11 protein-coding genes are annotated in these 14,353 nt (G+C 29.6%); 2 read left to right on the forward strand and 9 right to left on the reverse strand.

Annotation, left to right across the window (positions count from 1 at the left end; translation table 11 throughout):
* Positions 1-5: 5 nt before the first annotated feature.
* Positions 6-1,604: a response regulator transcription factor gene (locus J3477_RS15840; protein ID WP_206870939.1), complete on the forward strand. Its 1,599-nt coding sequence runs from the start codon at positions 6-8 to the stop codon at positions 1,602-1,604.
* Between the two features lie 82 nt (positions 1,605-1,686).
* Here the strand turns inward: J3477_RS15840 and J3477_RS15845 are convergent, their stop codons facing one another.
* Both J3477_RS15845 and J3477_RS15850 read right to left on the reverse strand, forming a co-directional pair.
* Entirely contained in the window at positions 1,687-2,502 is an 816-nt protein-coding gene (locus J3477_RS15845; RefSeq protein ID WP_206870940.1) for a TIGR03943 family putative permease subunit, read from the reverse strand.
* A 26-nt stretch (positions 2,503-2,528) separates the two neighbouring features.
* Positions 2,529-4,109, reverse strand: coding sequence for a permease (locus J3477_RS15850; protein WP_206870941.1), 1,581 nt, complete (start codon positions 4,107-4,109; stop codon positions 2,529-2,531).
* Between the two features lie 406 nt (positions 4,110-4,515).
* Between J3477_RS15850 and J3477_RS15855 the strand changes: the two genes are divergently transcribed.
* Positions 4,516-5,508 carry an NADH:flavin oxidoreductase gene (locus J3477_RS15855; RefSeq protein ID WP_206870942.1) on the forward strand — a complete coding sequence of 331 codons (993 nt, stop codon included), beginning with the start codon at positions 4,516-4,518 and terminating at the stop codon, positions 5,506-5,508.
* A gap of 56 nt (positions 5,509-5,564) precedes the next feature.
* On the opposite strand, the gene J3477_RS15860 is transcribed toward J3477_RS15855, so the two are convergent.
* The 7 genes from J3477_RS15860 to J3477_RS15885 all read right to left on the reverse strand — a co-directional run bounded on the left by J3477_RS15860 (position 5,565) and on the right by J3477_RS15885 (position 14,309).
* Positions 5,565-6,233: an ABC transporter ATP-binding protein gene (locus J3477_RS15860; RefSeq protein WP_206870943.1), complete on the reverse strand. Its 669-nt coding sequence runs from the start codon at positions 6,231-6,233 to the stop codon at positions 5,565-5,567.
* Between the two features lie 43 nt (positions 6,234-6,276).
* On the reverse strand, positions 6,277-7,635 hold the full coding sequence (locus tag J3477_RS15865) for an ABC transporter permease (RefSeq protein WP_206870944.1): 1,359 nt from the start codon (positions 7,633-7,635) through the stop codon (positions 6,277-6,279).
* Positions 7,636-7,637: 2 nt separating this feature from the next.
* Positions 7,638-8,702, reverse strand: coding sequence for an ABC transporter permease (locus J3477_RS15870; protein WP_206870945.1), 1,065 nt, complete (start codon positions 8,700-8,702; stop codon positions 7,638-7,640).
* Positions 8,703-8,925: 223 nt separating this feature from the next.
* Complete coding sequence (locus J3477_RS15875) at positions 8,926-9,993, reverse strand: mannose-1-phosphate guanylyltransferase (RefSeq protein ID WP_206870946.1); 1,068 nt, start codon at positions 9,991-9,993, stop codon at positions 8,926-8,928.
* A 375-nt stretch (positions 9,994-10,368) separates the two neighbouring features.
* Positions 10,369-10,503, reverse strand: coding sequence for a hypothetical protein (locus J3477_RS26330; protein ID WP_284692002.1), 135 nt, complete (start codon positions 10,501-10,503; stop codon positions 10,369-10,371).
* Positions 10,504-10,597: 94 nt separating this feature from the next.
* A complete protein-coding gene (locus J3477_RS15880; protein WP_206870947.1) occupies positions 10,598-12,088 on the reverse strand; it encodes a beta-barrel domain-containing protein in 1,491 nt (496 codons plus the stop codon).
* The gene (locus J3477_RS15885; protein ID WP_206870948.1) at positions 12,081-14,309 is read right to left on the reverse strand and encodes a peptidase domain-containing ABC transporter; all 2,229 of its coding nucleotides are present in this window, start codon (positions 14,307-14,309) and stop codon (positions 12,081-12,083) included. Before J3477_RS15885 ends, J3477_RS15880 begins: the two co-directional genes overlap by 8 nt.
* Positions 14,310-14,353: the final 44 nt, after the last annotated feature.

Consider the following 14,353-nt stretch of genomic DNA (forward strand, 5'->3'; position numbering starts at 1 on the left):
TTTGGATGTATACATTATTTTTGGTTGACGACGAAATAGAACTTGTTGAAGGTTTAAAGGAACTAATTGACTGGAATAGTTATGATATTGAGATATGCGGGGAAGCAGATAACGGAGTAAGTGCCTTAGAGCAAATTCTTAAAATAAAGCCAGATATTATAATAATGGATATAAAAATGCCTAAAATGAACGGCATTGAACTATTAGAAAATATATTTTCAAGGGGTTTAAACTCAAAATGCATTATACTGAGTGGCTATGATGATTTTGCTTATGCTAAAAAAGCAATTAGCTTATCAGCCTGCAACTATCTGTTAAAACCTTGCCGTCCATCAGAGATATTGGATTCAGTAATAGATGCTAAAAACAAGCTGATAGAAGAGAGATTAAAGGATGAACTTCTAAAAAAATACGAAGGCAATCTTAATGAATATTTACCAATCATTAAGAAAAACATTCTTCAAGAACTTATATTAAAACCATATAATAAAACTAAAGTCTCGGAAGAAAATATAGCATTATATAACCTCAAATATGAAAATCTATTGATTTTCATAATATCTATAGACCACTCTACGCTTATATATGACCTATTTAATGATTCTGATATAGATTTTATAAAAGGTTCAATAAAAACTATTGCCTCTGAAGCTTTAAATACAGTGGAATATATGGATTACTTTGAAGAAGATGATGATATTATTATTTTCCTGTCCTTCAACAACGAAACGGCAAAAAGTGATACTATTTATCTTTCATTTGAAAATATACGAAATTCTATAAAAGCTTTTTTAGGTTTTTCTGTAACTCTTGCTCTTGGAAAGCTAGTAAATAGATTAGAGGATATAAATTCATCTTATTTAAATGCTAAAGCAGCTTTAGAATTTAAATTTTTTCTAGGTGACAATAATATAATTCATTCAGATTATATAAATGGTTATAAAGTTGTAAATAACCCCTATCCAATAGATGAAGAGCTTAAGTTAATAAATTATCTTAGAACTGGTGCAATAGAAGAAATCAGATCAGCCTTGAATAGCTTTTATGATAAACTTTGTAATGGAGGTATGCCTACAAAGAAAAATATTCAAGGTGCTACCCTGTCTCTTCTAGGATCTATTAATAAATTCTGTATAGAAAATGATATTGATATAAATGCTTTGTCGAAGCTAAGTTCACCTTTTGATATAGTCCTTCAATGTGAAACAATCGATGAATTAAAAAATCAACTTGAGCTTATTATCTCTAATATATTTGCAAAAACTAATCCGCTAAATAAAAATAATTCCCTGATAAAGCTAGCAATTAACTTTATTACAGAGAATTATTCTAAAGATATTACACTAGAAAGTATAGCGAGAGAAATACATTTAACCCCAGGCTATATAAGTCAGTTATTTAAACAGGAGACAGGAATAAACTTTCTTGAATTTCTTCATAAATATCGCATAGAGAAATCTAAGGAATTATTAAAAAATAAACTTCTAAAAAACTATGAAATTGCTTATAAGGTAGGCTACACAAATGAAAAACATTTTTCTAAAACCTTTAAAAGATACACAGGTCTTACACCAAGTCAGTATAGAGCAAGCGTTGCTTCTTAAAATTAGGCACTGTTAAAGTTAAAGCGCTGTGTTGAAATTAAGTGGTTATATATCCGATGCTTTAATGAGCTTACATAACCACTTAATATGGATACACATAATCTACTTTTGGTTTATCTGCCTTCTCTACAGATTCACCTATAATTACTGGCATATCCTGACCTTTATAATTCTCTACATCTATAGTTCCCTTAACTAACACCCAGGAATCCTTTGTTAGAAGCTCTCCCTCATTATATCTACATAAGAATCCTACTGGCTGTAAATCTGCAGTACAGCAAGTCATCATAAGTCTAGCTGGCACAAACTCGTTTTTTGAAAGCATATCACTTTTGAATACAAATCCCACAGCACTGATTTTCTTTCCTTTGTATTTATTCATGTTTTCAGATATCTCAGTTACCCACTTAACAAAATTAGTATCAGTCATAACAATTTCATCATTAATCATTAAAAGTCCGTTGTTAGTATCAATTTTACTATCTGATTCAGACTGTGTATCCTTATTCACTTGAGCTTCATTATTTTGATTTGAACTATTATTAGATGTACTATTATCTTTTGCTTTAGAAGCAAGAGTATTTGCTTCTATACTACTAAAAGAAATTGTACTAGAATCCATAGTCTTACCTGGTATTAATATAGCTAATGCTATTGGTATTAAGAAAAACATATACTCACTTTTATTGCTTCTTCTTCTAGGACGAAACATCTCTGGCATAGTAGCAAGGGCTAGAATTAGCATAACTGGTATAGAAATCTTTATATATGGAACAATTCTAGGATGCACATATAAAAGTACTTTTCCAGTTGCAATTATATATATAAAGAAGATAGCAATGGATATTAAAATTAAGCTTTTCATTAAGGGTTCAATTTTGTATCTATTCTTGCTCAAATCCTATTCCTCCCTTTAAACTAGGTTCATATTGTAAGTCTTATGAAAGCTACAAAAAATATTATAGCCACAAGCTTAATTACGAATCTCTTTTTGAAGCTCCCTAGTAGCATAGATAAATTTTTTATATCTATCATTGGACCAATCACCATGAACCCTAAAACTGACCTAAAAGGTAACTGATTTATAAAAGTTCTAGCTATAAATGCATCTGAGGTAGAGCATACAGAGAGTACAAATGCAGCTAACATCATAACAATTAAGGAAGTCAAAGTAGTACCTCCTAATTTAAATATAAGCTCTTTAGGTAATAGTACTTGCATTATGGAAGAAAGAAATGCTCCTATTATAAGAAACTTACCAACTTGAAAAAACTCCAAGCTACTATGGGTTAATATAGCTCTTAACTTCCCCTTAAAGGATTTTGTAGCACCTGAATTGTCTTCACAAAAGCCACATTCACAGTTACTTATTATGTTTTTATCTTCTAAAAATATATCCTTTTCAGGAAATATATAAAACGCTAGTCCTGTAAAAAACGCTACTGTAACTCCAAAATATATTCTATATAAAGCTATAGAAGTTTGAGTTGGGAAAGCATAAATTGTTGAGGCAATAGTCACAGGGTTAACTATTGGAGCTGCTAGCATAAAAGTTATAGCAATAGGTAAAGGAATTCCTTTTTTAATTAATCGTGAGGCCACTGGAACTATGGCACAATCACATACAGGTAGAAATATTCCACTTACCAATGCAGCTATAAATCCTAGTCCTGGGCTCTTCGGAAAAAACCTACTTATAGCATCACTTGTAACAAACACTTGAATGACTGAAGAAAAAACTACTCCTACCAAAATAAATGGAATTGCTTGAATCAAAATGCTAAGAAATACGGTACTGAAAATCTGGATTTTACCGTAATCAATAAGTGGTATGTTTGTACCTTTTCTTATGAAATAAAAAACAGAGCCACCTAAAACTGATAATAAAAATATTATTATCTTATTTATAATATTTGAATATAAATCTTGTTTTACTGCTTTCTTATCTTCATATACATCTAGTTGATCTTCTTCAACCTTTAAGCTCATTAATATTTTCATATTATTATTTATATTTCTAATGGTCGTTTTTATATCTTCTAGCTTCTCTTTGTCTATATCACTGCTGTGATTTAATACGATTAAATCACATATACGCATGTTTTCAACCATAGTTGAGTTTAAATTATTAAAATATATTCCAAAATTATTTGATTCAATTATGTTTATGACCTTTCCAAGAAAGCCTATTTTTCTTAAAGACCTTTTTTCAATTTCATCAATTACAGACTGAATTTTATCAAAACCATTGCACTCAATTACTAGTGTATCTGGTAAGTACTTTTTTATAACCTCCTGTAAATACTCTGTTGTTATATCTTCATTTTTTGAAACAGTCATTATTTTCAAATCTTCATTACTATGCTTAATTTTTCCTTCTCCAATTTCTCTTTGTATAACTACTACTTTTTCTTTCTGCTCAAAAGCTTTTTCTAGGAGTCCGTTTATAAAAGATGTTTTTCCTGCACCCAAAAGTCCTGTTACTAAAATTATATTAGTTCTCATAGTCACCACCCTTAGTTCAGCTTTATTAAAATTAAAATATCATTAAATTAGATATATCCTTTAATATCGTAAAATCAGTCTTTTCTTTCTTTTCAGGCACTTCAAGACTTTTTGCAAATGCTTTGCATTTGCATCCACATTCAATAATATACTTTATAAGGTAAAAATATGCAATATATTTTTTCCAATGTTCAGTTATTATTATTTATTCGCTATACTATTTAAATTAACTTTAAAATAATATATACTATTCCTATAGGACTAATAAAGATGTTCCACTTCAATCCAAAAACCATTTTCAAAACTCTCACTGGTTCTGGTGAGAGAATTTAAAAGTAATAAATTTCATTACAAAGTGGTGCATCCATAAATACTTGAATTATCTATAATTTAGGAGGATTGTTTTATGTCAAAGCTACTTAATTCCTTAAACACTAGTAAATTAAGCTTACCAAACCGTTTAGTAATGCCACCAATGGCTACTTCTAAAGCTGGAGTAAACGGTGAACTTACAGAAGATATAATAAATTACTACGATGAAAAGTCAAAAGGCGGATATATCGGACTAATAATTATAGAGCATAGTTATATATCAAAAGAAGGTAAAGCTAATCATAATCAACTATCAATCTCTAGAGACAATGATGTTAATGCCTTAAAAGCACTAGCTAAAACTATTCAAGATAATGGTTCCAAAGCTGTTATGCAGATTAATCACGCTGGAGGGTCTACCAAAGAAGAAGTTACAGGTTCACTACCTGAAGCCCCTTCTGCTATAGAAAACCCATATACTAAGATTGTTACAAAAGAGCTTTCAAAGGAAGATATAAAGAAGGTTATAAAGGATTTTGCCGAAGCTGCTAGAAGAGTTAAAGAGGCTGGTTTTGATGGTGTTGAAATGCATTCTGCTCATGGGTATCTATTAAATCAATTCTACTCACCTATGTTCAATAAAAGAACTGATGAATATGGAGGAGATCTATTAAATAGAATAAGACTTCATCTTGAAGTTATCAAAGCAGTAAAAGAAGCTGTAGGAGATGACTTCCTTATATTATTAAGATTAGGTGCTTTGGATTATGAGGAAGGTGGAGCTACTCTTGAAGATGCCAAAATAGCTGCTAAGGAGTTTGAAAAAGCTGGAGTTGATATTTTAGATATCTCTGGAGGATACAATCGTGTTGTAGTTCCTGGCTTTACAGATGAAGGTTACTTCTATCCTGTAACTGAAGAACTAAAGAAGGTTGTTAATATTCCTATAATATTAACTGGTGGAGTTGTTTCTGCTGATGCAGCTGAAAAGCTTCTAGCAGATGATAAGTCCGATTTAATAGGTGTAGGAAGAGCTATACTTAAGGATTCAGAATGGGCTAAAAAGGCTGTAGAAAGTCTTAAATAAAAATAAACAGAGCTAAGAATAAAAGTTGTTTTATTCTTAGCTCTGTATTTTTATATTCATCTATATATTGCTTTTCCATCTTCTATTCTTATTGTCCTTGAACAGTAGTTAGCTATATTCTGATCATGAGTTATTATAACAACAGTTTTACCGTTTTTATTTATTTCTTTCAGAAGCTCAATTATCTCTATTCCAGTATTTTTATCGAGTGAACCTGTAGGCTCATCTGCTAAAATAATATCTGGATTTGTAATTAAGGCTCTTGCTATAGCAGTTCTTTGTTGTTGTCCACCAGACAGCTCATTTGGCGCCTTTTTAGCATGATCCTTAAGACCAACCTTGTCCAATATATTTATAGCGGCCGTTTTCATAGACCCTTTGAATTGTCTATCATAAACAAGTGGTAAAGTAACATTATCTATTAAATCATAGTCATTGAGAAGATTAAAACTTTGAAACACAAATCCTATATTTTTATTTCGTATTGAGGCCAATTGGTCTTTTGTAAGTTTATCAACAGATTCACCATTTAGAAAATAACTTCCTGAGGTTGGTGAATCTATGCATCCAATAATGTTTAACAAAGTAGATTTTCCAGATCCTGATGGCCCCATTATAGCAACCATTTCTCCTTGTTGTATTTCTAAATCAATACCTTTTAAAGCTTCAGTTTTTATTTCTTTTCCATAAACCTTTACTATATTATTCATTGATATTACGCTCAAAATTAATTCTCCTCCTTGTATAGAAAACTTTGGTAAAGATGTGCTACTTACGAACTAACTCAACTATATCTAATTTCATTATTCTCCTTATTGGAATTATCACTGAAATAAATGTGGTTCCTAATATTAAAGCAATTAGTATAATAAATAGCTTATAGTCAAAGGTAAGTGTATAAGCCATACTAATATCCTTTTCTCCATTTTTGTTTACAAAGTATTCAAATATTTTGAAAGGTACAACGGAAATCAAAAAGGCTGCTAAATTTTTCAAAAACACTTCTGCCAATACTAATTGAGCTATATCCTTTAACCTGGCCCCTTGCGAAAGTCTTATTCCAAATTCCTTATGCCTAAGATTTATTGAATATAAAGTTGTGCCAGTTATGCCAACTATGGAAAAGAAAAATAATACTATTGTTAGTGTTAAAAGGCCTATCTCTAGCTGCCTAAATACATTTGATATAGTTCCATTAGTAGATTTAATATCTTGTATCTTATAACCACCCTTAATCTCATTATTATACTTAGCTAACATAGCCTTAACACTATCTACACTTTCACCTTTATTTACTACTACCTGAAAATCGAAATTTACTATAGCGCTCACATAGTCGCTATGTTCAGTAATTATTGTATTATCTTTTACTTCATAGCCCAATCCCAATTTCTTTTGGCCTTCTATAGCTTGAGCTATATTTTCCTTAGCTTCAGTCTTGTACGTCGTATAGTACTTATAATATCCTAATGGTGAGTATATGCCATAATCATTTATAAACATATTCATAAGGTCAGAAGTAGATGTTATAAATGTAGCTAAACTTCCTGGTTTAGCTATTCCCACAACCTTGAAATTCCTCTTATAGTGACCAGTAAACTTTCCTAGGTCATGATCATAGGAATCCGATATAACATCTCCTACCTTCAATATCTCCCCTAATTTGCTACCTATTATTATAGGAAGATCCTCTTTATACTTTGTATAATCCAGCTCATCATCAGTGAAGCTTCTTCCTTTTGCAATATTAATATTAAGTTTATTAAAGAAACCGGAGCTAACTTGATAGCACAAATAGTTTTCATTGTTTATAACCAATCTAGCTGAGTACGGTCTATAAATCATAATATCAGAGATTTTCCCTTTATTCTTCAACGTATTTAAATAGTCCATTGTTTGAAAAGCCATAGCTGAGCTACTAGGGCCTGATGAATATTTCGCATATGTCAACGTTCTATTTGCTTCAAATATATTATTATATCTGTTGTATCTCTCATTATAATAATTAACTAATTGGAATAAAAATAAAAAACTAACTATGCATATGGAAAGCTGTGCAATTATTAATCTTGTTGAAAATCTTCTTTTCCTTAATGCTTTATAAGCTTGTACAAATATGTTTCTCATAATTATTCCTCCTTCAGTACTATTACTGGACTTATTTCACTTGCTTTAAAGTAAAGAGGAATAGTTGCTAAAAGTGATATAAGAAAAGAAACTATAAAGGAAACTACAATATTCTTTATGGAGAGCTGTAAATATATTTCTAACGATCCCATGCTATTTATAATTCTATACATTATAGCTTGAAAAACTATTGAGATTACTAACGCAACAATAGATAAAGCCAAAATCTCGTTAAATATCAAATTTCTTATATCCTTGTTGGTTGCTCCAACTGTCTTTCTCAATGCTATTTCTTTCGTTCTTTCAGATATCCATAAAACAGTAAAATTCATAACATTAATTATAGCAATCACTATAATTATGAAGGTAATGACATTTAATACCCCGCTTGAAACATTGTATTGCTCCGATGTTAGATCTATTACCCCTCCGTTTATATTCAATAATTTTTGAAAATCTTGATCTAATGAATATTTGCTTATACTATCTGATATCATCAAAAATGTCATATCCATTATATTTTGATTGCCCTGTAGCTTTAAGAAGGTTTTTAGAGGAATATTTATTGAATTGCCATTAAACGGTAGTTCATTTACTCCGATAACGCTAAACTCACTACCGTCTAAAGATATATACTCATTTCCATCTCTTTTATATATATAATTTTTTAATTTCATCCCAACGATTGCAATTTGATTAGTAGAATCTACTTGTGCAAAACTAAACTTTTTATTACCAAGTACATTTTTATCAGTGTAGTCATTAGTATAATAAATCCCCTTTAAATTATACTCTTTATCTTTAATTGACCGTTTTAAGCTAACTTCCGTATATGATTTATCTTTAATATCTAACAAATATTCACTTAATAAACTTAATTCACTTGAACTAGGTATAATGATTTTTGATATCTTTTCTGTATCAACATTCTGTATAGAATTTTGATTTTTTAAGGCTTGCATATAACTTATATTAAAAGATAAAACGGTTATACCTATAAAAATTCCAAATATCAGAAATGCAGTTGCTAATTTTTTTCTTTTAAATGTTTTAAATATGATATGCACTTATTTACCTCCAATACAATATTGTAAACAAAACATTACTATAAATTTCACTTAAAGTCAATTTATGTATAATTATAAATATAATTACAAGTATCTTTCACCAATTGTGTATAACTTTAAACTTCTATTTATTTTTAAATATGCACGACTTAAATTTTAATGATAGAATCCTCTATAAACAAAAATAACAAAAGGGCAGCTATTTACTAGCTGCCCTTTTGCATCAGATATATCCCTTATAATTGTCATCATCATTTAGTGTATTTAAAAGATGCTTAATCTCTTGGTCCTTATCTTTATCCATAACCAAGATAACATCACCTGCGTCTACTATAACTAAGTCCTTTATTCCAAAGCCTATTATTAGATTTTTATTACCAAATATAGAACAGTTTTCGCATTCCTCCAAAAACACATTCTTTGAAATACTATTGTTTCTATGGGTGTTTAAAAATCTACTTAATGCACTAAAGCTTCCTATATCATCCCATAAAAAGTCACTCTTCAGAACATAGGCCTTTCTTGTTTTTTGCATAACTCCAAAATCTATGGAGATACCATCTATCAAGCAATATTGTTCTGTTATTGTACTTTCTTCATTTTCTGTTCCAAGATTTTTATATATCTCCATCAAACTTTTATACATCTTAGGAAGATATTTTTCTATCTCTCTCAAAATTACGTCTGCTCTAAAAACAAACATACCGCTGTTCCAAAGATAGGTGCCCTTTAGTATGAAGTCTTTTGCTACCTCAACATTAGGTTTTTCAGTAAACCTTGCAACCTTAAAGGTAGCTATATTTCCACCAACTCTTTCGCCCATCTCAATATAACCATACCCTGTTTCCGGTCTAGTTGGTTCAATTCCTAAAGTTACTATACCTCTTCTTCTATCTGCTATTTCCACTGCCTGCTCTAAAGTGTCTAAGAAGTTCTTCTCTCCTTCAATGTGGTGATCTGAAGGTAATACCATCATCACAGCATCCTTATCATTTTTAAGAAGTTTTGCAGCCGCAAGACCTATACAGGTAGCAGTCTCCTTATTACTAGGCTCTGTGAATATATTGTCAGCACAAATGTCTGATAGCTCTTCTTTTATCTGATTCTCATAATCTTTATTGGTAATAACATAGATATTGTCAGTCGGTACCAATGGGCGAACTCTGTCAACAGTATTAACTAAAAAGCTTTTGTTATTTACCACCTTCAAAAACTGTTTAGGTCTGTCTGATCTAGATAGTGGATAAAGTCTTGTTCCCTTGCCTCCTGCTAAAATCAGTGCATAAAGCATTTAGCCTTCAACTCCAAGTATTGTTATACACTATACTATGTTTATCCCTGAAGTAGTGTGAAATATCTTTTCAAATAAATGGAAATAACTATTACTTTATATCAATTTTATCCACACTAATTAATGAAGTTTAAAAAACAATTTATTTATATAAATTTTTTAGTATCTTGTGTTATCGTAATCTATTGAAACCGCAAAATTTAGAGATTCATCTTCATTTATAGATATTATTAAAACTCTTATATTAGAACAAAACTTATATGTTAATTTATCGAAAATTAAATACTGAATTTTATTGTTATTACTATCATAATGATATAAATACAGATCTCTAGTACCACTATATCCCCTATTAAAAAAACTTACTACACCATTTTATTTACTTCGTATTTTCTTTATCCTTAAATCTCCTGACTTATAATCCTCTATTTTAAAATATATATTAGTTATATCTTTATCAGTCCTGTTGGTTACAAAAATCATTGGTAACACCGGTGGAGCAAAAATCATATTAATTCCTCCCTAAATTTATAAACCTTTTTATTAATTCTCGAAATCTTCAGTAATTTAATATTATTATAAATCCATATTAAAATAACAATTATCACTTGAAGTTAATTTTCTCTAATAAACGGTAAATTATCTTTTCCTTCCTTGTAACGACTTGGGCTTCACACAACATTCCAACCTTTATCTGAGCCTTTTCTCCTTTATAACTATAAACAGTCTTATTATCTATTACCCCCTCAGCAGAATAATAGCTTGTACCACTTCGTGTATCTAATTTAGAATCTATGCCTACATTCGAAATTCTGCCCTGTAACTCTCCATATTCTTTATATGGAAGCGCAGCAAAATGGTATTTAACATTTTGCCCTTCTTTTATATTTGCAATATCAGAGTTTGCAACTGATAATTGCACCTTAAACTGAGAGCTTTCTTTAGGAACAATTGTAGCTATATCCATACCTGCTTGAATCATATCATCTTTACTAATATTTGTATCAATACTTATCTTTCCGTCTATTGAAGCCTTAATAATATAGGATTCTATGTTCAATTTTATTTGCTGTAAGCTTACTTTTAATTCTTGAAGCTTACTCTCATCAGCTTTTATAGTATCGTCAATTTGAGTTAACATAGAAAGTTTATATTTTTCTAGTGAGGTTTTACTGCTATTTAAAGTTTTATTAAATAAATCATTAGTGTTATCCAATGTTCCTCGTAATTCATTCAATTTCTTCTTATCTTGCTCTAAACTACTAATTAAGTTTGTATTGAATTGATTTTTATATTTTATTAAATCATCTTTAGCATCGCCCAAATTAATTTGTACAGTATCTAACTGTTCGGTTCCAACACCAGATTTTCCTTTGATATTATCATACTGGCTTTGAATTTCATCTATCTTTTTTTTATAATTACTTACACTAATGTCGTAGTCTAAATACTGACTATAATAAGAACTCCCTTTCTTTAAATAGTTAATCCCCTCATTTATTGATTTTTCAAGCAATTCCAAATTGTCTAAATCACTTTGAGTTTCATTTACTTGTGATTGTAAAATATTCACTTGATTTTCTGCTTGATCTTTACTCAAGTCAGACTGATTGTTAGCGTCATCTATATCGTTTTTGTATTTTAAAAACTTATTATAGTACTCTTTTTCCTTAGGATCTGAATAATCAAAATAATTTTTATTATTATTAATACTATCGCTTAATTTTTTCAAATTAATGATTTCATTATTAATATTGTCGATTTGTTTTTCATAATTCTCTTTTTGCAGATTTAAAGAAGTGTGTTCTATAGTATAAAGAATATCTCCTTTTCTTACATCTTGCCCATCTTTAAGGTTAACACTCTCAACTCTTCCTGTTGAAGGATTAATTACTCTTTGATTTTCAGTAATAGATCTTACTATCCCGTTTGCCTTAACAACAATTTCAGTCTCACTAAAATATGCCCAAATTAAAGCACTAGATAAAAATACAATTATAATATATATAAATATATTAATAAATTTATGTGGTTTAGCCTCTAACATCTCTTTACTATCAGTTATTTCATCTAAGTCTAATATTATATTATTCATTGAAAATCACCTCATCAATCATAGTTGATGCAATCTCATTACTAATATAATAATCAGGCAGTTGATCTTTCCAGAGATTATAATAAATTCCTCGATTGTTAATCAATTCGTTATGTGCTCCTCCCTCCACTATCGTACCTTTATCAATAACATATATTTTATCGCATCTCATTATAGTACTTAATCTATGAGCTATAATAATAGTAGTTGTATCCTTACTAAACTCATACATAGTTTTCTCAATTGCTTTTTCAGTGACTGAATCCAAACTACTTGTAGCTTCATCCATAATTATTATATCTGGTTTTTTCAGTATAGCTCTTGCAATTGCTAGCCTTTGTTTTTGACCTCCAGAAAAATTTGATCCGTTTTCTTCTATTAATGTATCGTATCTTAACGGTAACGAATTAATATAATCATGTATTTTGGCTTTTTTACATGCAGATATTATTTTTTCTAAATTTATATCTGATTTACCAAAGTACAAATTTTCTTTTATTGTTCCACTAAATAAGAATATATTTTGGGATATATATACAACCTTTTCCCTTAAAACATCTAAATTTATATCTTGTATATTATAACCATTGATCAGAAGTTCACCATTATTACACTTATAAAAATTCATAAGAAGCTTCGCTAAAGTAGTTTTTCCCGCTCCACTTTCACCTACTAAAGCAATTTTTTCACCTTGCCTTATAATTAATGACAGATCCTTAAGTATATGTTCTCTTTCTCCATATCTAAAGTCAACATTTTTGAACTCTATAGTTCCTTTTAGCGATTCTGGCTTAATCTTCTTATCCTCGTCCCTAGATTTCTCAATTTCTATATCTAATATTTCACTCAATCTATCAGCTGCAACTATAGCTGTTTGTATTTTAGATTGTAAATTAATTAAATTCTCAATTGGAGTAAGAAAATAAACTAATAAAGCATTAAATGATAACAATTGCCCTATTGTTAGTCTTCCATTAATTACTTCATGTGCACCTATCCATAACAACACAATCCCAAAAACACCTTTTATTCCGCTTTTTAGAGATGTCTGAATATTATTAATAAACCCATTTTTAAATACAGCCTTTACAACTCTAATGAGTCTCCTTTCAGTCTCTATGCATACTTCTCTTTCCGCGTTAAATGATTTGACAGTTTCAATACCATTTAATGATTCAACTAAATACGAAGTCATATTTGCACTATTTTCCATTGTCGTTCTATTTATGTTACTTATTGGCTTATTAAAGCTCCAAACTATAATTATATATAAAATTACTGGAATCAATGTAATACTAAATAAAAGATGATTCTCACTATATAGAATGAATCCACCTATAAGAACCATAATAGTATCAATCAATATAGTTAATGTACCTTCTGAAATAGCTTCTTTTATATTGTTAGCATCATTAAATCTAGATAGAATTTCTCCAATTTTCCTACTTCCAAAAAAGTTCATAGGCAATTTAACTACATGATTATAATATCCCAGCATTAATGGAACATCAATTCTCTGGGTTAGATATAATAGTAGCTGTGTTCTAAATGTATTTAATAAAACTCCAAATATACTCAACATAACGAATCCTATTGATATTACATTCAATGTATTTTCTATATTATATTGCAATACATTATCAACTAAGTATTGATAATAAAATGATCCCCCAATTCCAAAAGCAGTATAAAGTACTGAGGCTAAAAATATATTAACTATTAATCCCTTTTGTGGCTTCAAAAGACTTAAGAAACGCTTAAATGACCCTTTTGATTGATTCCCTTGCTCAAATCTAGAATTAGGTAACATCAACATAATTATCCCAGTCCAAATCTCAAAGAAGTCATCTGGTTTATACTTAACAATACCAACATTGGGATCTGCTACAATTATTTCATTTTCACTAACTTCATGTATTACTACATAGTGTGGTATAGTTTTATTTATGATAACATGAGCAATAGCTGGAAATGGAAGATTACTAAATATTTTTCTAAAATCATTACTTTTAACAGCTTTAACATCAAATCCAATACTTTCTGCAGCATTAATCAATCCATATACACTTGTTCCTTCTTTGTCAGTTGATGCTAACTCTCTAATTTTTGAAATCGGAATAGTAAGTCCATATTGTTTGCAAACTGTAGCTAAGCATGCGCATCCACAATCTTTAGAATCATGTTGCTTTATGCAAACGTATCTCTTAAATATATTGTTCAATTCTACATCACCTTCATCCAAATGTATTAAACATATCAGTTCTT

Source organism: Clostridium zeae, from assembly GCF_017312485.1.
GTDB classification, from domain to species: domain Bacteria; phylum Bacillota; class Clostridia; order Clostridiales; family Clostridiaceae; genus Clostridium_AR; species Clostridium_AR zeae.